This is a genomic window from Weissella koreensis KCTC 3621, from assembly GCF_000277645.1.
Genome location: NZ_AKGG01000012.1, coordinates 41,362 through 62,892, shown reverse-complemented (window position 1 = coordinate 62,892; position 21,531 = coordinate 41,362). Strand labels below are relative to the sequence as shown.

General features: G+C 36.0%; 22 protein-coding genes. 19 read left to right on the top strand and 3 right to left on the bottom strand.

Annotation, left to right across the window (positions count from 1 at the left end):
- Nucleotides 1-9 precede the first annotated feature (9 nt).
- The 15 genes from JC2156_RS04420 (at nt 10) to rpsP (ending at nt 16,482) form a co-directional block, all read left to right on the top strand.
- Complete coding sequence (locus JC2156_RS04420) at nt 10-579, top strand: LemA family protein (protein WP_006845513.1); 570 nt, start codon at nt 10-12, stop codon at nt 577-579.
- Nucleotides 580-581: 2 nt separating this feature from the next.
- Nucleotides 582-1,475, top strand: a complete 894-nt coding sequence (gene htpX / locus JC2156_RS04415; protein ID WP_006845512.1) for a zinc metalloprotease HtpX — start codon at nt 582-584, stop codon at nt 1,473-1,475.
- Nucleotides 1,476-1,631: 156 nt separating this feature from the next.
- The gene (locus tag JC2156_RS04410) at nt 1,632-2,999 is read left to right on the top strand and encodes a bifunctional folylpolyglutamate synthase/dihydrofolate synthase (RefSeq protein WP_238530585.1); all 1,368 of its coding nucleotides are present in this window, start codon (nt 1,632-1,634) and stop codon (nt 2,997-2,999) included.
- Between the two features lie 6 nt (nt 3,000-3,005).
- Nucleotides 3,006-4,538: a Mur ligase family protein gene (locus tag JC2156_RS04405; protein ID WP_006845510.1), complete on the top strand. Its 1,533-nt coding sequence runs from the start codon at nt 3,006-3,008 to the stop codon at nt 4,536-4,538.
- 83 nt (nt 4,539-4,621) lie between these two features.
- Nucleotides 4,622-4,924 (top strand): hypothetical protein, encoded by a 303-nt coding sequence (locus tag JC2156_RS04400; protein WP_006845509.1) that lies wholly within the window; start codon nt 4,622-4,624, stop codon nt 4,922-4,924.
- Between the two features lie 11 nt (nt 4,925-4,935).
- The gene (gene argS / locus JC2156_RS04395; protein WP_006845508.1) at nt 4,936-6,621 is read left to right on the top strand and encodes an arginine--tRNA ligase; all 1,686 of its coding nucleotides are present in this window, start codon (nt 4,936-4,938) and stop codon (nt 6,619-6,621) included.
- 333 nt (nt 6,622-6,954) lie between these two features.
- The gene (locus tag JC2156_RS04390; RefSeq protein ID WP_006845507.1) at nt 6,955-8,406 is read left to right on the top strand and encodes an NCS2 family permease; all 1,452 of its coding nucleotides are present in this window, start codon (nt 6,955-6,957) and stop codon (nt 8,404-8,406) included.
- 161 nt (nt 8,407-8,567) lie between these two features.
- Entirely contained in the window at nt 8,568-10,598 is a 2,031-nt protein-coding gene (recG, locus tag JC2156_RS04385; RefSeq protein WP_006845506.1) for an ATP-dependent DNA helicase RecG, read from the top strand.
- 56 nt (nt 10,599-10,654) lie between these two features.
- Nucleotides 10,655-11,698, top strand: a complete 1,044-nt coding sequence (gene plsX, locus JC2156_RS04380) for a phosphate acyltransferase PlsX (RefSeq protein ID WP_006845505.1) — start codon at nt 10,655-10,657, stop codon at nt 11,696-11,698.
- 16 nt (nt 11,699-11,714) lie between these two features.
- Complete coding sequence (gene acpP / locus JC2156_RS04375) at nt 11,715-11,966, top strand: acyl carrier protein (RefSeq protein WP_006845504.1); 252 nt, start codon at nt 11,715-11,717, stop codon at nt 11,964-11,966.
- 101 nt (nt 11,967-12,067) lie between these two features.
- Nucleotides 12,068-12,763: a ribonuclease III gene (gene rnc / locus JC2156_RS04370; protein ID WP_006845503.1), complete on the top strand. Its 696-nt coding sequence runs from the start codon at nt 12,068-12,070 to the stop codon at nt 12,761-12,763.
- A 24-nt stretch (nt 12,764-12,787) separates the two neighbouring features.
- Complete coding sequence (gene ftsY / locus JC2156_RS04365) at nt 12,788-14,293, top strand: signal recognition particle-docking protein FtsY (RefSeq protein ID WP_006845502.1); 1,506 nt, start codon at nt 12,788-12,790, stop codon at nt 14,291-14,293.
- Nucleotide 14,294: 1 nt separating this feature from the next.
- Nucleotides 14,295-14,636, top strand: a complete 342-nt coding sequence (locus JC2156_RS04360) for a putative DNA-binding protein (RefSeq protein WP_006845501.1) — start codon at nt 14,295-14,297, stop codon at nt 14,634-14,636.
- A 5-nt stretch (nt 14,637-14,641) separates the two neighbouring features.
- On the top strand, nt 14,642-16,117 hold the full coding sequence (gene ffh / locus JC2156_RS04355; protein WP_006845500.1) for a signal recognition particle protein: 1,476 nt from the start codon (nt 14,642-14,644) through the stop codon (nt 16,115-16,117).
- A 92-nt stretch (nt 16,118-16,209) separates the two neighbouring features.
- Complete coding sequence (gene rpsP, locus JC2156_RS04350) at nt 16,210-16,482, top strand: 30S ribosomal protein S16 (protein WP_006845499.1); 273 nt, start codon at nt 16,210-16,212, stop codon at nt 16,480-16,482.
- 344 nt (nt 16,483-16,826) lie between these two features.
- On the opposite strand, the gene JC2156_RS04345 is transcribed toward rpsP, so the two are convergent.
- A complete protein-coding gene (locus JC2156_RS04345; RefSeq protein WP_006845497.1) occupies nt 16,827-18,224 on the bottom strand; it encodes a DHA2 family efflux MFS transporter permease subunit in 1,398 nt (465 codons plus the stop codon).
- Nucleotides 18,221-18,664 carry a MarR family winged helix-turn-helix transcriptional regulator gene (locus JC2156_RS04340; protein WP_006845496.1) on the bottom strand — a complete coding sequence of 148 codons (444 nt, stop codon included), beginning with the start codon at nt 18,662-18,664 and terminating at the stop codon, nt 18,221-18,223. Before JC2156_RS04340 ends, JC2156_RS04345 begins: the two co-directional genes overlap by 4 nt.
- Nucleotides 18,665-18,853: 189 nt before the next feature.
- On the opposite strand from JC2156_RS04340, the gene JC2156_RS04335 reads away from it, so the two are divergent.
- Genes JC2156_RS04335 through trmD form a run of 3 tightly spaced genes read left to right on the top strand, consistent with a single transcriptional unit; the run spans nt 18,854 to nt 20,476 of the window.
- The gene (locus tag JC2156_RS04335) at nt 18,854-19,177 is read left to right on the top strand and encodes a DUF7671 family protein (protein ID WP_006845495.1); all 324 of its coding nucleotides are present in this window, start codon (nt 18,854-18,856) and stop codon (nt 19,175-19,177) included.
- A gap of 50 nt (nt 19,178-19,227) precedes the next feature.
- Nucleotides 19,228-19,746 (top strand): ribosome maturation factor RimM, encoded by a 519-nt coding sequence (rimM, locus tag JC2156_RS04330; RefSeq protein ID WP_006845494.1) that lies wholly within the window; start codon nt 19,228-19,230, stop codon nt 19,744-19,746.
- Nucleotides 19,736-20,476: a tRNA (guanosine(37)-N1)-methyltransferase TrmD gene (gene trmD, locus JC2156_RS04325; RefSeq protein ID WP_006845493.1), complete on the top strand. Its 741-nt coding sequence runs from the start codon at nt 19,736-19,738 to the stop codon at nt 20,474-20,476. Before rimM ends, trmD begins: the two co-directional genes overlap by 11 nt.
- A gap of 59 nt (nt 20,477-20,535) precedes the next feature.
- On the opposite strand, the gene JC2156_RS08870 is transcribed toward trmD, so the two are convergent.
- Nucleotides 20,536-20,688, bottom strand: coding sequence for a hypothetical protein (locus JC2156_RS08870; RefSeq protein ID WP_006845492.1), 153 nt, complete (start codon nt 20,686-20,688; stop codon nt 20,536-20,538).
- A 111-nt stretch (nt 20,689-20,799) separates the two neighbouring features.
- On the opposite strand from JC2156_RS08870, the gene JC2156_RS04320 reads away from it, so the two are divergent.
- Nucleotides 20,800-21,456: a histidine phosphatase family protein gene (locus JC2156_RS04320; RefSeq protein WP_006845491.1), complete on the top strand. Its 657-nt coding sequence runs from the start codon at nt 20,800-20,802 to the stop codon at nt 21,454-21,456.
- Nucleotides 21,457-21,531: the final 75 nt, after the last annotated feature.

Genomic DNA, 21,531 nt, shown 5'->3' with positions numbered 1-21,531 from the left:
ATAATTTATATGAGTATACTTATTTTAATTGTAATAATAGTAGTATTAGTGATTGCTTATGTAGTCATTTATAATGGCTTAGTTTCAGCACGGATGCACACTAAGGATTCATGGTCTCAAATTGATGTTCAATTGAAGAGACGTAATGATTTGATTCCAAATTTAATTGAGACGGTTAAGGGTTATGCCAAGTATGAACAAGGCACTTTGGAAAAAGTAATAGGTTTGCGAAACCAATTGATGGAGATTCCAGCAAATGATCAAGAAGCAACTATGGAGGTTTCTAATCAATTATCATCAGCTTTGAAATCTGTTTTTGCTTTATCAGAAGCCTATCCTGATTTAAAAGCTAATCAGCAATATACTAATTTGATGGAAGAATTAACTAATACTGAAAATAAAATTGCATATTCTCGTCAATTATTTAATTCAACAACTTCAAATTACAATGCGAAGATTCAAATGTTTCCAACTTCAATTGTTGCTAAGATGGGACATTTTGAACCGTCTGCTTTCTTAGAAGTTCCTAGTGAGGAAAAAGTCGCACCAAAAGTTTCATTTAATGATCAAGGAATATAAATATGTTGTATGACCAGATTAGTCAAAATAAGCGAAAAACGGTGTTGTTATTTATCGGATTCTTTATCTTTTTGGTAATTGTAGGAGCGGCTTTGGGCTACTTTGTGTGGCGATCAGTGTCTATGGGGTTAATGATTACCTTGGTTGTAGGAATTGTTTATGTTGGTTACATCTATAGCCAATCGACTGATATTGTAATGCAAATGAATCATGCTCAGGAGTTGCAAGGTCCAGATGATGCACCAGAACTGTGGCACATTGTGGAAGATATGGCTTTAGTAGCAAATGTTCCAATGCCGCGTGTTTTTATTGTTGATGATCCTTCGCCAAATGCATTTGCAACTGGTAATAATCCTAAAAATGCAGCAGTTGCAGCCACGACTGGAATTCTACAACGATTAAATCGGACAGAATTAGAAGGCGTTATGGCTCATGAAATGACGCACGTACGAAATTATGATATTCGGATTCAAACATTGGCAGTGGCTTTAACATCAGTAATTGCCTTGTTAGCTAACTTTGGAACTAATTTTATGTTTTGGGGTGGCGGACGTCGAGACGATGAAGACAATAACAGTAATAATATTTTAGGTATAATTGTTTCATTACTGGTACTGATCTTAGCTCCTATTATGGGAACTGTTGTCCAACTTGCTATTTCGCGAAATCGCGAATATTTGGCTGATGCTGGTGCTGTTGAGTTAACACGAAATCCGCAAGGGCTGATTTCAGCTTTACAAAAAATATCGCAGAGCGAACCTATGCAAGAAGATAATGTCGCGCCATCGAGCGCAGGATTATATATTAGTAATCCTTTAAGTCGAGATAAGATGAACAATCTATTTTCGACTCATCCACCGATGGAACAAAGAATTGCAGCACTTGAAAAGTTATAAATTTTTTGTATACTGAACACATAGAGTTAATGTTAATTTAATAAGAGGATTGAAGAATTATGCATGACTTCAATCCTCTTTTATTGCATAATTATGTATGATTTTAATGCTCTAAATTTGAAGTTTTTGTGAATAACGTTTTTTTTCGACAAAACATTGTATAATTTGGTAAGAAGTTTTGAATGGAACAATAATAATAAGGATAGTGATGATATGGTTGGTCGTGAAGATTACAGTAAAATTAATAAAAAAATTACAGCTGCGAAAGCTGTAAAACCTTCGTTAGCCCGCGTGGGTATGATTAGCGAAATTTTATCGTGGTTGGGGAATCCAGATAAAAGGCTACGAATTATTCATATTGCTGGGACCAATGGTAAAGGATCAACAGGAACTATGCTGAAAAGCATTCTACAGGAGAGTCAGTACCATGTTGGCCATTTTTCGGCACCAGCCATTCAAGATGATTTAACGATGATCACCATTGATGGTCAACCAATTGGTCAAAAAGATGTGGTCAAAATTGTTCATGAAATTACACTCCAAATTAAAAAACATGATGGTGATTTTTCACTACTCAGCACTTTTGAGTGGTGGGTTCTGATCGCCTTAGTTTATTTTGCACAACAAGATACTCAATTTGTAATCTTAGAAGAGGGGCCAGGAGGAAGTAATGATGTCACTAATGCGGTCCGAACCCCCTATTTAATTGCGTATACTAAAATTTCAGTTGATAATATTTGTTCAACGGGCTCAACTTTAAAACAAGTAGCTAATGAGTATGCCAAAATTATAAAGCCAGGTGCATTAATTGTTAGTTACCCAGGTCAAGATTATGATGTTCAAAAAGTTTTGCATGAACAGACTGATGCAGTTCATGCATTTTGGAACCCTTACCCATTGCCTCAGATAACGATTCTATCTACTGCACCACAGGGATTATCATTAAAAATTGATGATATTCCTGATATTCCTGATATTCATTTACCATTGGCCGGAGCATATCAAGCTAGTAATTTAAGTACGGTGCTTCAAATCGTTAATTATTTACAGCAAAAAGGGTTCCAATTGTCCAAGGATAAGACAATGGCAGCTTTATCTAACATATCAATTCCTGGGCGGATGGAATATGTTGCTGATCGTAATATATTGTATGATGGTGCTAGTAATTTAGATGGAATTAGCGGATTAAGAGATTCAATTAAAGCTTGGCATTTACCATTTAAACCTGTTTTTGTTTTAGGGTTATTGGATGATCGAAATGCACATGAAATAATTGATCTGGTAGCTAGTATCGCGTCAACAATTATTGCCGTAACTCCTGAGTCAAAAGAGGGGATGTCGGCTGAAGCAATGGCATCATATTGTCTACACAACACTAAAAATAATATAGATGTTGAAATTGCCGATGATCCTAGTGCAGCAATACAATTAGCCCGTAAGTATCGAGCTTCATCGAATGCTTTAATTGTTGTGACGGGATCAATTTATACATTAAGAGCAATTTTTAACGAGGAAGAGGGATAATTTTCAATGGTATTAACATCAGAGCAAATAACTAATGTATTATCAGATGAAGGATTATTAGTACAGGCACCAGAAGATCAAGAACGTGTCTTTCAAACGATTAGTTATAATTCAAAGCAAGTGGAATCAGATTCTCTTTTTATTATTAAAGGGGAATTACCTGCTAAATATTTAGAAGAGGCCTTACGAAAAGGGGCAAATGGAATTGTTACCCAACAAAAGCCAGTATTAAATGATATAACAATTCCAATCTGGTATGTTGAAGATAGTTTGGCGGCTATGAGTATTTTAAGTATGACTTATTATGATTATCCTCAACGTTCCCTAAACTTAATTGGTGTGACGGGAACAAAAGGGAAGACTTCAACGACATACATGATTTATGATATTTTAAAACATGCTACAGATAATAAAGTCGCCTTGTCATCAACAATTAGTCAGATTACTGGACCAAAACCAGAAAATCATTACCGTGCTCATTTGACAACACCAGAATCATTAGATCTATTTAAATTAATGCGCGAAGCTGTTGATAATGGCATGACACATATGGTGATGGAAGTTTCTTCACAAGCGTTTAAAATGCGACGGGTTTATGGCCTCCGATATAACGTTGGTATTTTTTTGAATATTTCTCCTGATCATGTCGGAGAAAATGAACATCCGACATTTGAAGACTACTTAGCACATAAAATGATGTTAATTGATCATTCTGATCAGATTATTTTGAATGCAGAAAGTCAACATTTTTCAGAATTGATGGCTCGAGCTACAGAGTTAATTCCTCGTGATGGGATTTGGCTTTATGGAGCGCAACAAGATGATGGAGTTAAACCGGACTTAGAATTTAGGACAAATTCTGCTAATTTAAGCGGTTCAAATTTTGATCTGATTGAAATGAATCAACAGGCACAAAGACTAAATATTCAAGGAAATTATGATCTAGATTTGCCAGGCGATTTTAACGAAAGTAATGCCACTGCGGCAGCTTTAGCAAGTCGGTTAGTCGGTGCTGATCCAGATGCAATTGAAGCTGGATTAGAAGAAGTTCAAATTCCTGGAAGAATGCAAATGTTTTCGACGCAAAAGCATGGGACAATCTATGTGGATTATGCACATAACTATGCCTCAATTGCGGCCTTATTAAAATTCGTACGATCAAATGAAGCAGTAAAGGTCTTACGCGTAGTGGTTGGGGCTCCTGGAAATAAAGGGGTTTCTCGTCGCCCAGGCATTGGGAAAGCTTTAAGTGAAGGAGCTGATGTTGCCATTTTAACGGCGGATGATCCTCAATTTGAAGATCCTTCAGCCATTGCGGATGAGATTGAACAAAATATTATAAATCCAAAGGTAGAAATTTTAAGAGAAATGGATCGTTCGCTTGCTATTGAACGAGCGATTAGTGCTTCTGGAATTAATGATGTTGTAGTAATAGCAGCAAAAGGTCTAGATGAATATCAAAAAGTTAATGGGGTGGATACCCCATATGAAAATGACTGGAATGTTGCACAACGAGTTGTTTCAGAGCTGGAAAATTAACCTAAAAATTGGTATAATATGTTGATTGGCGTTGAATTTTTATACAAAATTAATTAAATACAAAAACAAAAGAGGATTGACGAATGGCTAAAAAAGAACCGCTTGTAAATACATCAGAATTTGATATTGGTGACTATGTTGAAGCACCCGCATTTGCTAATTTCGAACATTCCTTTAAAGGAATTATTGAAAAAATATACGAACATGCCTTATTGGTCATGATTACTGAAAATGATCCAGCTGACGATGCAACTGTGGTTGAATATAACCGACGAGCAATTACCCGAATGAGTGAAACAAAAATTTTAGTTAAGACTGAAAACCCAGCTCCTCGTGAATTGCCTGAAGAAGAAACCACGGATGAGAAGCCAGAAGAAACGAACTAGGAGAAAAGTCGATGGATTATAAAGTAAAAATAGCATCAACATTGTCAACGATTTTACCTGATTTAGATGTTGAGACGTTAAAGGCCAAGATAGAAGTTCCAAAAGATTCAAGCAAGGGTGACTATGCTTTCCCAACCTTCACCTTAGCAAAGGAATTAAAAAAAGCGCCCAATTTGATTGCAAGTGACTTAGTTGACGCAATGGATACTAGTGATTATCAAAAAGTTATTGCAATGGGACCTTATGTTAATTTCTTTTTAGATCCTAAGGCTGCTGGGGCGAATATCTTAAAAGAAATTATTTCCAATGAAAATTATGGGCATAATACAGATGGAGAAGCAGGACATATTACAATTGATATGTCTTCTCCAAATATTGCCAAGCCAATGTCGATGGGACACTTACGGTCAACTGTCATTGGAAATTCTTTGGCAGAAATATCAAAAGCCAATGGTTATCAACCAATTAAAATTAACCATTTAGGTGATTGGGGAACTCAATTTGGTAAGTTGATTGTTGCTTACAAGCAATGGGGCTCAGAGGCTGAGGTCAGAGCTGATCCAATTAATACGTTGGTTCGTTATTATGTTGAATTCCATGCTAAAGCTGAAAATGAACCAGAATTAAATGATCAAGGTCGAGCTTGGTTTAAAAAGCTAGAAGATGGCGATACTGAGGCTTTGGAACTTTGGCAATGGTTTAGAGATGAATCATTAAAGGAGTTTATGGATGTCTATGATTCTTTGGATATTCAATTTGATTCATTCAACGGTGAGGCTTTCTACAACGATAAGATGGAAGCTGTGATCGATCGCTTGGAAGAAAAAGGAAAGCTAGTTGAGTCACAAGGAGCGCAAGTTGTTAACTTGGATGATTATGATTTAAATGTAGCTATGATCAAACGAACCGATGGTGCTACTTTGTATATGACTCGTGACCTTGCTGCTGCGACTTATCGTAAGAAGAACTACAACTTTGTAAAATCTCTTTACATTGTTGGTGGGGAACAACGTGAACATTTCGAACAATTGAAAGCTATTTTGAAAGAAATGGGTTATGAATGGTCTGACGATATTGAACATATCGTATTTGGAATGATTACGGTTGATGGGAAGAAATTATCAACACGTTCAGGTCGAATTATTTTATTGAAGAATGTTTTGGCTGATTCTGAAAATTTGGCTTTGGCTCAAATTAATGAAAAGAATCCTGATCTTCCAAATAAAGAAGAAGTTGCTCATGAAGTTGGAACTGGAGCGGTCGTTTTCCATGATTTGATGAATGAACGGACTTTGAATTTTGACTTTAAACTAGAAGATGTTGTGCGTTTTGAAGGTGATACTGGACCATATGTGCAATATGCTAATGCTCGGGCCCACTCAATTTTGCGAAAAGCAGGTAATCCAGAAATTGATCCAGAACACTTAGAAATTTCAGATGAAAAAGTCTGGGAGACAGTTAAGTTACTTGGGACTTTTAATGAAGTTATTCGTCGGGCCTGGCGTGATCGTGAACCATCAGTGATTGCTAAATATGCTTTGAACTTAGCACGTACTTTTAGCAAGTATTATGCTAATTCAAAAATCTTGGTAGAAGATGATGAATTGAATGCTCGTTTAGCCCTTGTACAAGCGGTATCAAATAATCTGACTGAGTCTTTGCGCCTTTTGGGAGTTAAAGCACCAAGTGAGATGTAATATTAAATTATAAATAAAAAACTAAAATTACGTCTTAACGTAGTTTTAGTTTTTTTATAGAAATATTTAAAAAAATTTAAGATCTGTTTAATTGTGATATTATCTTGACTAATTTTGAAATGAGCGGTATTGTTAAAACAACATTTTAAATCAATCAGTCGTTAACGTGTTCTGCCACAGACTTGAAATAAAATACTTTGATGTTGCTTTTTTAAGTGGCATTATAGGTTTTTGTTGACGACGTAAAGTTTATTACTTTACGTCTTCTTTTATTTCATGCGTCTTTGGTATGGATTCGGAGACGCATATTTTATTTCTCGGGGGATATAAATCGTGTTTGAGCATTTTTTTAAATTATCGGAGAACCATACAACGGTTAGAACGGAAGTCACAGCTGGTTTAACAACCTTTGTGGCGATGGCCTATATTATTTTCTTGAATCCAGCTGTTTTATCAATGACCGGGATGCCATCACAAGGTGTCTTCATGGCCACAATTCTAACAATAATTACTGGAACATTAATTACAGGACTTTTTGCTAATTTACCGTATGCCATTGGACCTTCAATTGGGATGCAAGCAATGTTTACTTATACCATTGTATTTGGCTTAGGCTTTAGTTGGCAACAAGCGTTAGGGATGGTTTTCTTGGTTGGATTAGTTGATGTGATCATTACGTTGACAAAATTAAGATCAGCCATCGTCAAGGCTATTCCAATTTCTTTAAAGCATGCAATTGCTGCTGGAATTGGAATGTTTATTGCCTATATTGGTTTAAAAAATGCGGGATTTATTAACTTTATTGTTGGTGGTGATAGTATTTTAAGCATTAATAATAAACCTTTTCATTCAGGACAAGGAACTAAGGCAATTGAAACAATGGTTGCTGGTGGTGGTACAACTCCATCATTAGCTAACTTTAATACTGCCCCAGTTATATTAGCTTTAATTGGTTTGATTATTATTGTGATTTTAGTAGTGAAACAAGTTCGTGGAGCCTATTTGATTACTGTATTATTAACAACCTTAATTGGAATACCTATGGGAGTAACGAATATTCATGTTGATATTCATAATTCATTTGTTACTACTTTCCATGATTTTGGGACTGTATTTGGGGCAGCGTTGGGTAAAGACGGCCTTTGGTCGATGTTCACTACGCCTAAGCAAATTTTAGTAGTTATTTTAACGGTATTTTCAATGGGACTTTCCGGATTGTTTGATGCGATTGGGACATTCATTGGAACTGGTTTAACAACTGGTATTTTTTCAAAGCAAGATCAAAAAGAATTTGAAGAAGGTAAAGGCTTTAAATCTAAAATGGATCGTGGACTAGTCGCTGATACTTTTGCCACAATGTTTGCTGGAATATATGGAACTTCAAATACGACGACTTTCATTGAATCAGCTTCTGGAATTAATGCTGGAGGTCGTACTGGACTAACTTCTTTGGTCATTGCAATTGGATTTATGTTCTCAATTGTGGCAGCACCACTTGTGGGGGTAATACCTTCTGCAGCCACGGCACCGATTTTGATCATTGTGGGAATCTCAATGATGAATGAGTTCAAGGCCATTGATTGGAATGACTTAGAAGTCGCCATCCCGGCCTTCTTTACTTCCGCATTTATGGCCCTATCATATTCAATTTCATATGGAATTGCAGCTGGGTTCATTTTCTTTATCATCGTTAAGCTTGCCAAAAAGAAAGCTTCTGAAATTACACCGGTACTGTGGGTAGTGGCTTTGCTATTCTTACTAAATTTCATTTCATTAGCATTTTAATTTAAAATATTAAGAAAAAGATCGCCTAATTAAAGCGATCTTTTTTTAATTTATTATGTGATAAAAATAGGTCTAAATTTAAGTGATTTATGATAAAGCTCGTTAGTTATTGTAAAAAAACAATGTATAATTAATAGAATAATAAAAAAGGAGGGGAGACAATGCAATTAAATGATTCGGTCGCAGAACTGAGTGGTGTAGGTCCTAAACGTCTTGATGGGTTGCATCATTTAGGAATTTTTACGATTGAAGACCTTTTAAGCCATTTTCCCTTACGCTATAGTGATCTGGCCACCAAACTACCCTCCGAAGTAGGGAGTGGGGAAAAAGTAACATTCAAAGGTCTTGTTTCTTCTGAACCGGTCTTATCCCGTTATGGATATCGAAAAACACGCATAAATTTCAGACTGCTTGTCGAAAACGAAAATATTGTAGTAACATTCTTTAATCAACCTTGGGTGCAGGAAAAGTTAAAGTTAGGTGAAGAGGTTGCTATATATGGGACCTATGAACAAAGGCGCCAAACCCTGATGGGAATTAAAATTTTAGCCAAAGATAGTATGGATGAACTACAAGCTACTTATCCTGCTTCAAAAGAAGTTACTCAAAAAACATTGAAAGCGCTGATTGAGCAAGCACTTGGTAAATATAAAGAACTCTTTGTAGATTTAATTCCCGAGCCTATTCGATTCCGTTACCGCCTATTACCACGAATGGAAATGCTGTTTGGAATGCATGTACCAAAAAATGCAATTGAGGCTCATGCTGCTCGTCGAACGGCATCTTTTGAAGAGTTTTTTTTATTTCAAATGCGCTTACAATTATTAAAAATGACAGACCAAAGTTATCATGGACGATCTATTGAGTTTAATAATAATAAATTAAAAGCCTTTATTCAGACATTGCCTTTTGAACTAACAGCTGCTCAAAAAAAAGTGGTGAACGAAATTGTGGCTGACCTACGTCGACCTAAGCATATGAATCGTTTGCTGCAAGGAGATGTAGGGTCTGGTAAAACGGTGGTGGCTGCCTTAGCTATGTACGCAGCTGTATCAGCTGGTATGCAGGCAGCATTAATGGCTCCCACTGAAATTTTAGCTCAGCAACATGCCAAAACTTTGAGCCAATTCTTTGATGTAAATGATGTTCGCATCGAAATATTGACTGGATCAATGAAAGCTGGTCCGCGAAGGCAGATATTAGCTGATTTAGCAAATGGGGATATTGATATTTTAATTGGAACGCATGCTTTAATACAAACGGATATTGCTTTTCACAATCTTGGCCTGGCTGTCATTGACGAGCAGCATCGATTCGGAGTAAAGCAGCGTGCAAAATTGCGTGAAATTGGAATGAATCCCGATATTTTAGCGATGACTGCAACTCCTATTCCTCGTACATTAGCTATTACGGCTTATGGGGAAATGGATGTTTCAGTTATTGATCAGTTACCATCTGGACGAAAGCCCATCAAAACACAATGGTTAAGAAATAATGAATTTGAAAAGGCTGTTAGCTTTATTCGAAAACAACTAGATGAAGGTGCACAGGCTTATGTAGTTACTCCGTTAATTGAAGAATCTGAAACTTTAGATGTTCAAAATGCACAAGCCGTTTATGAAGACCTTATGAAATATTTTGCACCACAGTATCAAGTAGGACTGCTACACGGGCGTTTGTCTAATCAAGAAAAAGATACTGTGATGGAATCTTTTAAACGGAATGAATTTCAAGTCTTAGTGGCAACTACGGTGATTGAAGTCGGGGTTGATGTGCCTAATTCTACAGTTATGTTGATTTTAGATGCTGATCGCTTTGGACTAGCTCAATTACATCAGTTACGTGGACGAGTTGGTCGAGGTCAACGTCAATCATATACTTTTTTGATTTCAGATCCGAAAACTCAATTTGGAATCGAACGGATGGAAGCGATGACTAAAACGACCAATGGTTTTGTTTTAGCTCAAAAAGATCTAGAATTAAGAGGGTCAGGGGACGTTTTGGGAAATCGACAATCTGGAATGCCTGAGTTTAAGGTGGGGGATCCAGTTCATGATTTAATTATGATGGAAACCGCTCAACAAGAAGCTCTTGAAATTGTGAATACTCCCGATTGGGCTGATCAACCTGAAAATATTATGCTTAGTAAATTTTTGTCAGAAACGATGGAAAGATATCGAAATTTTGATTAGGTGTGATTTTATCTATATGATATTATGTAATAATACTAGAAAAAGAGGAAAAAAAGATGTATAAAATCGCCGTAGATGCAATGGGTGGGGATGATGCACCAACCACTGTAGTATCCGGGGTAGAGAGTGCTCGAGACAAATTACCAAATGTAGAATTTGTATTATTTGGAAAACTTGATCAAGTTAAGCCTCTAATTAAAGATATGACCCGAATTAGTTTAGTTCAAGCATATGATGCAATTGCAATGGCAGATGAACCTGTTAAATCGGTTCGTACTCGTAAAAATAGTTCATTAGTTATGGCTGCCAATGCGGTCAAACATGGTGAGGCTGATGCTTTATTTTCAGCTGGGAATACTGGAGCTCTTTTAGCGGCAGGTATTTTCTTAGTGGGACGTATTAAAGGGATTAGTCGTCCAGCTTTAATGACTTTATTGCCAGCAATGGGTGGTGAACACGATGCTTTTGTGATGATGGATGTTGGGGCCAACGCAGATAATCGTGCTAATCATCTTTATGAATATGGTGTTTTGGGATCGTTTTACGCACATGAAATCTTACACTATGACCAGCCACGGGTAGGTTTGTTAAACAATGGTGGCGAAGAAGATAAGGGCGATCAAATGCATAAAGACGCTCATCAGTTGCTTAAGGCGGGTCATGCAAAACATTTGGTTAACTTTGTAGGAAATGTTGAAGCTGCAAATATTTTACAAGGACCGGCCGACGTAGTAGTATCGGATGGCTTTACAGGTAATGCAACCTTAAAGGCAATTGAAGGAACTGCTAAAACCGTTATGAAAACATTAAAACATTCACTTTCAAATGGTGGAATTCGTGCTAAAATGGGAGCGGGATTATTACTTCCAACATTAAAAGATATAGCACATCAATGGAATCCTGAGCAGTATGGTGGAGCAGTTGTTTTGGGTGTTAAAGCTCCGGTTGTTAAAGCGCATGGTTCCGCCAGTGCAGAGGCAATTTCTGCCACGATGGTTCAAATCGAATCAATGTTAAGTAGTGATTTAATTAATAAGGTTGAAACTTTTGTGGCTGAACATAAAAATGATTTGGCCGCTAGAATTGACAGTCAAGAGTAATTAAGGGAGAAATAAAATGTTAGAGAAAAAAGTAATTTATGATCGTGTGGCAGCCTTAGTGGCTGACCATTTTGAACTTTCAACAGATCAAATCAGTGGTGATTTGAACTTTTTAAATGATATTGACGTTGATTCTATTGATTTTGTGGAATTGGTTTTGGAAATGGAAGATGAATTTGATGCCGAAATTCCAGATGAAGATGCTGATAAGTTAACAACGATTAATCAAACCGTTGATTACATTTATGAACATCAAGCTAAAAAGTAAGCAATATCATGATAATTTAAAAACCGGAACGTTTGTGGGTCCGGTTTTTTGGTATACTTATACAGAGAATAATCAAAGAAGAATATCGAAGGAGATTTTTAATGTTTGCGCAATTACAAGCAGAAATTGCCGATAAATACGGCTTACAATTTAATGATTTAAAATTACTAGAAGAGGCTTTAACGCAAGCTAATTATATTAATGAACATCCAGGTTATCAAGGTCGCGATTATCAACGTCTCGAATTTTTGGGCGATGCAATTATGCAACAATCATCTGCGGTCTATCTTTTTCAAAATTACCCAGACTGGGATGAAGGTCGATTGACAGAGTTGCGAATCTTAATGGTACAAACCCGTTCATTTGCAGCTTTGTCACGTGAGTTACATCTTGATAAATATGTCCAATTGGGTCATGGAGAAGAGATGTCTGGGGCGAGAAATCGAGATTCGCTTTTAGAAGATTTGTGGGAAGCCTTTATCGGGGCATTATTCCTGGATCAAGGTCAAGATGCAGTAATGCATTTGTTAGATCTTGTTTTCTTTTCTAAAATTAAAACAGGTTTCTATGATCGTTTTGTTGATTATAAATCGAAATTACAAGAATTGTTGCAGAAGCATGGATCAGTGGAAATTAATTATGAAAAAATAGCTGAAGAACAAATTGAAAATAATGAGCAAATTTTCACAGTAGCTGTGAGTGTCAATGATAAAAAGCTGGGTGCAGGTCAAGGTAAATCGACAAAAGAAGCGGAAAAAGCGGCTGCACGAGATGCTTATCAAAGTTTAACAAATTAAAATTACAAATGAGGAATTCAAATTATGGGATTATTTGATGCAATAAAAAAGGCATTTACCGGAGAGCCTTCTGAACCCAAGATAACGAAACAGCCGGTTGAAGTAGTAACGTTATATCCACGAATCACGGCTGATAATCCTTTTCAGCCCAAAGTGAAGCAGGCAATTGTTAAAGTCGAACAATTGATACCTAAGGCAATCGAGATTGATTCTGTAATTGATGAAGCAGAGAAAGTTAACGAATCACTAGAAGCTCATATAGAAGCAGAGAAGGTTAGTGATATATCAAAAGTTAATTCTAATGATACGATTACTTTTTCTGAACCAAGTGAACAAGCAAGTCCAGTTGAGGATAACTTTGATGCCAATGAATCTGAATTAGTATCAAATGATTATGAAATAGAGAAAACCGCTGAATTATTAGATCAAAACAATGAACAAATTCATGCAGTTAAAAATTCGGATATTGAGATAGTTGAAGAAGCGTCTGCTGTTTATGAGCCAAATACTGATGTGGTTGCTTCTTCATCTGATTTAGAACAGACAGAAGTATATGAATCAGAAGTAGAGAAGGACATTGAAGAGCCAAATCAACCAACAGAATCAGACTTGGATCAAGGTTTGAATAAAACTAAAAAGTCTTGGAGCCAACGTTGGAACCAATTTATGGCCAACTTTAGACGCGTCGATGAGGACTTTTTTGATGATCTGGAAGAAACTTTGATCAAGGCTGATGTGGGTGCTGAAACCGCCTTTAAATTAACTGATGAATTACGAGATGAAGTTAAGCTTCAAAATGCTAAGAGCAAAGAAGAAGTTTCAAACGTTATTTTACAGAAATTAGTTGATCATTATACTGAACAAGGCCGTGATGAAGATTCATCAATGCATTTCGCTCAATCTGGGCCAACGGTTATTTTGTTTGTAGGAGTTAATGGTGTCGGAAAGACGACTACGATTGGAAAGTTGGCTGCACGTTATAAGCAAGAAGGAAAGAAGGTCTTGCTCGCAGCTGCAGATACATTTAGAGCAGGGGCAACACAACAGTTACAAGTTTGGGGTGAACGAGATGGTGTTGAAGTCATTGCTGGACCACCGGAATCAGATCCGGCTTCTGTAGTATTTGATGGGGTGAAGGCGGCGATTGACCAGCAAGCTGATATCTTATTTGTTGATACAGCTGGACGTTTACAAAATAATGTTAATCTGATGCAAGAATTAGCTAAAATGAAACGTATTATTGAACGTGAATTACCTGATCAGCCAGCTGAAGTTCTCCTAGTATTGGATTCAACAACGGGTCAAAATGCTTTGCAGCAGGCTAAGTTATTCAAAAGTTCAACGGATGTTACAGGAATAGTCTTAACTAAATTAGACGGAACAGCCAAAGGTGGAATTGTTTTGCCAATTCGAAATGAATTACACTTACCTGTTAAATGGATTGGCCTTGGCGAGCAAGTAGGTGATTTAAAACCGTTTGATGCTAATGATTTTGCCAAAAGCTTATTCGGACCATTATTGGAGTTATAAGATGGAACTAGAAAAAAGTATGCGGCTTAATATTCTGTTTGATTTTTATCGTTCTTTATTGACGAGTAAGCAGGATGATTATTTAGAATTATATTATGCAGATGATTATTCACTAGGTGAAATTGCAGATGAATTTTCTGTTTCAAGACAAGCTGTCTATGATAACTTAAAACGAAGTACGCAGCTTTTAGAAAATTATGAAAATAAATTGCATTTATATGCTGAATATTTAAAAAGGCAGGTAGCTGCTGCTGAAATTGAGACATATATTAAAAAAAATTATCAAAATGATCAGCAATTAATTGATTTAATGGAACAATTAATTACGCTTGAGGAGGATTAAATAAAATGGCTTTTGAGGGATTAACAGAAAGACTACAATCTGCATTGAGCGGATTACGAAAAAAGGGAAAAGTTACAGACGCTGACTTACGGGATACAATGCGAGAAATTCGTATGGCTTTGTTGGAAGCCGACGTGGATTATACGGTTGTAAAAAGTTTCGTTCGCGATGTTCGTGAAAAGGCTGCGGGGCAGAAAGTTCTAGAAGGATTAAATCCGGCTCAACAAATTGTTAAAATTGTGAATGATGAGTTAACAGCAATGATGGGGGAACAAGATGTTCCCTTAAATCGTTCACCAAAAATACCCACTGTTATTATGATGGTAGGGTTACAAGGAGCCGGTAAAACTACCACTGCCGGTAAACTTGCTTTTAAGTTAAAGAAAGAACAAAACGCACGTCCACTTATGATTGCTGCTGACATTTATCGACCAGCTGCCATTGATCAATTGGAAACTTTGGGACAACAAATTGATGTGCCAGTATTCTCAATGGGAACTAATGTAGATCCTCGTGAAATTGTGAAGCAAGGGCTTGCTAAAGCTGAAGAATTGAAGTCTGATTATGTCTTTATTGACGCTGCGGGACGTTTACAAATTGATGAAGCATTAATGCAAGAATTAGCTGATGTTAAGGAAATTGCGCAACCTGATGAAATTTTATTGGTTGTTGATGCAATGACTGGGCAAAACGCTACTGAAACGGCAACTGGTTTTAATGATCGTTTGGGTATTACTGGGGTTGTTTTGACTAAGTTGGATGGTGATACTCGTGGCGGAGCAGCACTTTCAATTCGTGCGATCACTAATAAACCCATTAAATTCGTAGGACAAGGGGAGAAGATGACCGATTTGGATGTCTTCTATCCGGAACGAATGGCTTCACGAATTTTGGGAATGGGTGATTTAATGACCCTGATCGAAAAAGCCCAAAAAGATGTTGATGAGAAAAAGGCCGCTGAACAGGCTGAAAAGATGCGTCAAAACACATTTGATTTCAATGATTTCATTGATCAAATGGACCAAGTTCAAAATATGGGTCCTTTGGAAGATTTGATGAAAATGATTCCAGGAATGGCTAATAATCCTGCTTTGCAAAATATGCAGATGGATCCTAAGCAAATTGATCATATGAAAGCTATTGTGCTATCAATGACACCAGCTGAGCGAGAAGACCCAGATCTAATTAATCCTTCAAGACGTCGTCGTTTGGCTGCTGGAGCAGGTCGTCCGATTGTTGAAGTTAACCGAATGATTAAACAATTTAATCAAATGAAGGGCATGATGAGCAAAGCCATGAATGGTAATACCGCTCAAATGGAACAAATGATGGGTTCATTACAAGGTGGCGGTATGCCTGGTATGCCTAGTGGAATGCCGAACATGCCTGGTATGGGCGGTAATATGGGTAAAAAGATGCAAGATATGGCTATGAAGCGTATGGCGCGTCAAATTAAAAAAAATAAGAAAAAGCGCCGCTAAAATAAAAATAATGTGTAAAGGAAAAACACTTTACACTGTTATATAACTCTGGTATTATAATAAGAGTAGAAAATTACCGGAGGAAATTAAACATGGCAGTTAAAATTCGTTTAAAGCGTATGGGATCAAAGAAGCGCCCATTTTATCGCGTAGTTGTAGCAGATTCACGTTCACCTCGTGACGGACGTTTCATTGAAAACGTTGGAACTTACAACCCATTGGTTGAACCAGCTGAAGTTAAGTTGGAAGAAGAAGTTATCATGGGATGGTTGAACAATGGTGCACAACCTTCTGATACAGTTAAAAACTTGTTATCAGAAGCTGGAATCATGAAGAAGTACCATGAAGCTAAGTTCTCAAAGTAATTTGAGGGTTTTATAAAAAGGTTAGTCCGTAGAAATAGGGACTAACCTTTTTTATAGTGTCTTTTAGATGAAATTTTAATGGTTATTAACGTGATAAGAGGCAAAGACTGATGAAGTATTCATACCATGATGATAAATGCTTAAAATGAGATGCTTACGATGTTTTAGTCGAATATAAAAGCCAAAGTGTTGTAAATACATCATCATGTCAAATTTAAAATGATACATACAAATAAATATCAAAAAGAATGCAGTAAATTATTAAGTGTTTTGTTTTATTGTAATTCATTATATACGTAAAAAAAGACTAGTCTTTTATAGACCAGTCTTTTTTAATTATTTATTTATAGATTAGGCATTAATTTATGACCTAATTTAAATGTGAAGTGGTATAAGAAGAAGTTAATGAAGATTAAGATACCAAAGAACATGAAGACATGTTGTGTACCAGATTGCATTACTTCAGCAGCATTGTTACCAGTTCCAGAAGCTAGGAAGCTAGAGGCGATAACAGTTCCAATTGAACCACCGAATTGTTGAAGGGTGTTGAAAATGGCATTAGCGTCAGCTTCTTTTTCAGGACCGGTAATGGTAAGTGCATAAGTCATTGTATTAGCAAATGACATAGCAACTCCAACGGCAAAGATTAGGTAATAAACTAAGATCATTACTGGTGCTAGTTTAAGACTAAAGACAGCGAAGGCGATGATTGCTAAGAATAAGATCGAATTTCCAATGAAAATTGGCTTTTTAGCACCTAGGGTGTCATACATACGACCCCAGACAGGATTTAATAATCCAGAAATTAAGCTACCAGGAAGTAGGATAAGACCACTAATCATAGCAGTAGCATGATCAGCAATTTGTGCATAATTTGGTAAGACGAAATTAATACCAATATTTGAAAATTGAATTAATACGTAAGCAATTAGAGCCAATGTGAAGACAGGGTTTTTAAAAATAGAAATATTAATCAAAACTCGCTTTGAACGATTAGAAACAGCAATGAAAATCCATACTACAATAGCAGTAATAACTAGGCTAAGACCTAATTCACCATTCAACCAACCATGTTGGCTAACTGTATTAAATCCTAGAGTAAGAGTTGTAAACATAATAGTTAATAAGATTAAACGAATCCAATCAAATTTTTGCTTAACAAGTGGTGTGATTTGTTCAATTGAAAATCCTAAGACAAAACCAATAATCATTAATGGTAGGACAATCCAGAAAATATAACGCCAGCTAACAAAGTTAACGACAACTCCACCAAAGGTAGGGCCAAGGGCAGGTGCCATTGAAACAATTAGACCACCTAATCCCATGAAGACTCCACGTTTTTCCATTGGGGCACGTTCAAGAATAATATTAAATAGAAGTGGTAGAACAATTCCAGTTCCGATTGCTTGGATTAGACGTCCTAGTAATAGAACGGAAAAACCAGGTGCTAGGGCACAGGCAAGATCTCCAATAATTGAAAAGATAACACCTGTCATAAAAATATTACGTTCTTTAAATCTTCCTTTAATATAAGAAGAACAAACGATAATAAGAGATACAACCAATAAATATCCAGTTGTAAGCCATTGCACCATTGATAAATCAACGTTAAATTGACGAATCAAAGTTGGGAATGTAACATTCATTGAAGTTTCAATTAAGACACCAATGAATGCCATGATTGCCGCAGCGGCAATCGAGAGGATGTCTCTAGTAGACATCTTTTGAGCGGTATTATTCATTTCTTAGACCTCGTTTTTTCTAAATGATTGGCTGTTTTTAATAATATACTTTTAATGGTTTCACTTTCTTCAGATGAAATTTCAGAAAAGGTATTATCAAAAATAGTCGTAGTGAGTTCATGTATTTCATATCGAATTTCAGCACCCTTATTTGTTAAAAAGAGACGTGTCGTTCGATGATCTTTTTCATCAAGATGTTTTTCAAGATAGCCTAACTCAACTAGTTTAGCAACAGATCTAGTAATCGTACTATGATCTAAAAACATTGTTCGAGTTAGGTCACCTTGAGAAGACTCTGGATGATCTGCAATATAAGATATAAAAAAATAATTGCTGTCGTTCAATCCGTAAGGCTTAAGGACCCGATTTAGTTCAGTACGAATGACACGGCTGACAATTCCAAAGCTTTGAAGTTGGTCATCACTTACCTCTGGGTTCATATATTTCTCCTTTATGTGCAACTGCACATATTAACCGACCTGATTTATACTAAACTCATTTGTCATCAATGTCAAATCTAAAGTTGGTAATTCTTTTAGAATAGCGGATAATCTAAGTAGTTGGCTATTGCGTCGATAGTTAGATTTATCTATAATTAATTACATTGAATAATTAGGACGGTTAAAGATATGGCTAGTAAATATTCAACAGCAGAGTTAGTAGGTGTAATGCTTAAACAAGATTTAAATGGTCAATATCATGTTGAAAACACCGCCCTCCAATTAGCTGATTTTCATAGTTGGCGTGTTGGTAAGCACACTAAAGGAAAATTACGAGGGCCTGGACAGATATTCTTAACTGAACAAAACATGGCGGTTGCACTAGTTGAGGTAAAATCCTTGAGCTTCAAAAATCGGCATGATTTTACGGTTATGGGTCGTTTTACAAATGAAACATTACCTGATGAACAGTTCAATGCGGCTTTACAGAAGTATTTAAGTTTAGAAGCATAGCATTAAAATTCATGAAATATAGTATATCAAAAAAGAGAGTGAGCAATTGAATGTCTTTATATAAAGTAGGAACTATTGTCAATACCCATGGAATTAAAGGGGAAGTTCGGGTAATTGCAACAACCGATTTTTCAACTGAACGGTTTGTGCCAGGTAACAAAATGGTGATTGGGGCAAAAAATAATGTAGAAGTTGAAATTGCAACTGTACGTAACCACAAACAGTTTATCTTATTGAGTTTTAAAGACTTACAAAATATTAATTTTATTGAAAAATATAAAGGAATGGATTTGATGGTTGATGATACTCAAATACCAGTACTTGATCAAAATGAATATTTTTATCATGATATTGTCGGACTTTCTATTATTAATAATGAGGATCAAAGTGTTATTGGAACCGTCAAAGAAATTCTAGAATTACCAGCAAATGATGTTTGGGTAATACAACGGAAGCAAGGATCAGATTTATTGATACCATTTACAGAACAAGTGGTCAAAGAAATTAACTTAGATGACAAAACTGCTAAAGTTGTTCTATTAGAAGAGTGGGTTGCTGATGAGAATTGATGTATTAAGTTTATTTCCCAATATGTTTGCACCTATGCGAGAATCCATTATTGGAAAGGCCATTGAACGTAAACTGGTTGATTTTAATGTAGTTGATTTTCGTGATTTCACTGAAAATAAACATCATAATGTTGATGATGTCATTTATGGTGGTGGGCAGGGAATGCTTTTAACGCCACAACCTATTTATTCAGCGATGGAGCATGTTGAAGCTGTAGCTGGTAACCGAGGGCGTGTGATTCTCTTAGACCCAGCTGGGCGTACTTTTGATCAAAAGATGGCCGAAGAATTATCACAAGAAGAACATTTAACGTTTATTTCTGGACACTATGAAGGATATGATGAAAGGATACGCGATCTAGTTACGGATGAAATTTCCTTGGGTGACTTTGTTTTAACTGGTGGTGAGTTAGGATCAATGGTTATTATTGATGCAACTGTACGGTTATTAGATGAAGCTTTAGGCGATGATATGTCAGCGGTTGATGATTCATTTTCAACTGGGCTTTTGGAATATCCTCAATATACCCGTCCAGCTGATTTTAAAGGTAAAAAGGTTCCTGATGTCTTAATGAGTGGACATCACGCTAATATTGCAGAATGGCGTAAAAAAGAAGCACTTCGCCGGACCTATTTAAGACGGCCTGATTTACTTGAAAATTATGAATTAGATGCAACTGAAAGAAAGCTATTAGCTGAAGTTAAGCGTGAAGAAAAAGATAATAATTAAAAAAGAGGCTGGGACAAAAATGTCCTGGCCTCTCTGTCGTCTGTATAATAATCGACGATTTATCGTGTTTTTTTATTTTTCTTCAGATAATAAATCTTGTGTTTTTTCTTACCTAAGAAAGCATTTTTTTCGTTATCATCTTTTTTTGGTAATTCGATGAAATTATCAAAAGATGTTTCCATGCTATTTTGACGGTTTGATTGTAATCCCATAGGTGAATTCCTCCTTATTTGTGTTCATTATACTATAATAATAGTAGGTAGACTTTATGAATTGAATTAATTAATATTTTGATTGATTTATTTTGAAATTAGGAGAATGATATGGCTAAATTAACATTGTATTTGGTTCGGCACGGACAAACTTATTTTAATATTTATAACAAATTACAAGGCTGGAGTAATTCGCCTTTGACTAAAAATGGTATCCAAAATGCATTAGACACTGGTCGAAAATTGGCTGAAGTTAAATTTGCTGCTGCTTATTCTTCAGACACAACGCGGGCTGAAGATACAGCTGAATTAATTTTAGCTGAAAATCATCAAAGTAATTTGACCAAAGCTACCAAATCATCCTACTTTAGAGAACAATTTTATGGATCTTTTGAGGGTGATAATATGGATGCGGTTTGGGCTAAAGTTGGTGCACCACAACATTTGACATCATTTGCTGAGATTATTGAATCCTTTTCTATAGCAGAAGCAAAAGATATGATGAAATTAGCTGATCCATTCCATGATGCAGAAGATCAGCATGAGTATTGGGAAAGAATTCAAAAGGGTTTCAAATTAATTTCTGAAAATCATAATTTGCAAGATGGAGATAATGTATTAGTCATTAGCCATGGTAATACATTGCTTAGTCTTATGGAATTATATGGAAAAGGTCAATTCGATTTGAAGATTCGTCCGCAAAACGGAAGCATTACCAAATTAGAATTAGATAATTCCAAAATTAAAGTTTTAAGTTATAACCAATAGATTGATATGGTAATAATATTTTATCTAATTGTTGATAAATTTGAAAAAAACAACAATCAAGAATAAAATTTAATT

Coding starts and splice junctions, on each gene's coding strand:
- ffh (WP_006845500.1), top strand. CDS start 14,642: ATGGCTTTTGAGGGATTAACAGAAAGACTACAATCTGCATTGAGCGGA.
- plsX (WP_006845505.1), top strand. CDS start 10,655: ATGTATAAAATCGCCGTAGATGCAATGGGTGGGGATGATGCACCAACC.
- JC2156_RS04335 (WP_006845495.1), top strand. CDS start 18,854: ATGGCTAGTAAATATTCAACAGCAGAGTTAGTAGGTGTAATGCTTAAA.
- JC2156_RS04420 (WP_006845513.1), top strand. CDS start 10: ATGAGTATACTTATTTTAATTGTAATAATAGTAGTATTAGTGATTGCT.
- JC2156_RS04345 (WP_006845497.1), bottom strand. CDS start 18,224: ATGAATAATACCGCTCAAAAGATGTCTACTAGAGACATCCTCTCGATT.
- argS (WP_006845508.1), top strand. CDS start 4,936: ATGGATTATAAAGTAAAAATAGCATCAACATTGTCAACGATTTTACCT.
- ftsY (WP_006845502.1), top strand. CDS start 12,788: ATGGGATTATTTGATGCAATAAAAAAGGCATTTACCGGAGAGCCTTCT.
- JC2156_RS04320 (WP_006845491.1), top strand. CDS start 20,800: ATGGCTAAATTAACATTGTATTTGGTTCGGCACGGACAAACTTATTTT.
- JC2156_RS04360 (WP_006845501.1), top strand. CDS start 14,295: ATGGAACTAGAAAAAAGTATGCGGCTTAATATTCTGTTTGATTTTTAT.
- trmD (WP_006845493.1), top strand. CDS start 19,736: ATGAGAATTGATGTATTAAGTTTATTTCCCAATATGTTTGCACCTATG.
- JC2156_RS04405 (WP_006845510.1), top strand. CDS start 3,006: ATGGTATTAACATCAGAGCAAATAACTAATGTATTATCAGATGAAGGA.
- acpP (WP_006845504.1), top strand. CDS start 11,715: ATGTTAGAGAAAAAAGTAATTTATGATCGTGTGGCAGCCTTAGTGGCT.
- rnc (WP_006845503.1), top strand. CDS start 12,068: ATGTTTGCGCAATTACAAGCAGAAATTGCCGATAAATACGGCTTACAA.
- htpX (WP_006845512.1), top strand. CDS start 582: ATGTTGTATGACCAGATTAGTCAAAATAAGCGAAAAACGGTGTTGTTA.
- rpsP (WP_006845499.1), top strand. CDS start 16,210: ATGGCAGTTAAAATTCGTTTAAAGCGTATGGGATCAAAGAAGCGCCCA.
- rimM (WP_006845494.1), top strand. CDS start 19,228: ATGTCTTTATATAAAGTAGGAACTATTGTCAATACCCATGGAATTAAA.
- recG (WP_006845506.1), top strand. CDS start 8,568: ATGCAATTAAATGATTCGGTCGCAGAACTGAGTGGTGTAGGTCCTAAA.
- JC2156_RS04400 (WP_006845509.1), top strand. CDS start 4,622: ATGGCTAAAAAAGAACCGCTTGTAAATACATCAGAATTTGATATTGGT.
- JC2156_RS04340 (WP_006845496.1), bottom strand. CDS start 18,664: ATGAACCCAGAGGTAAGTGATGACCAACTTCAAAGCTTTGGAATTGTC.
- JC2156_RS08870 (WP_006845492.1), bottom strand. CDS start 20,688: ATGGGATTACAATCAAACCGTCAAAATAGCATGGAAACATCTTTTGAT.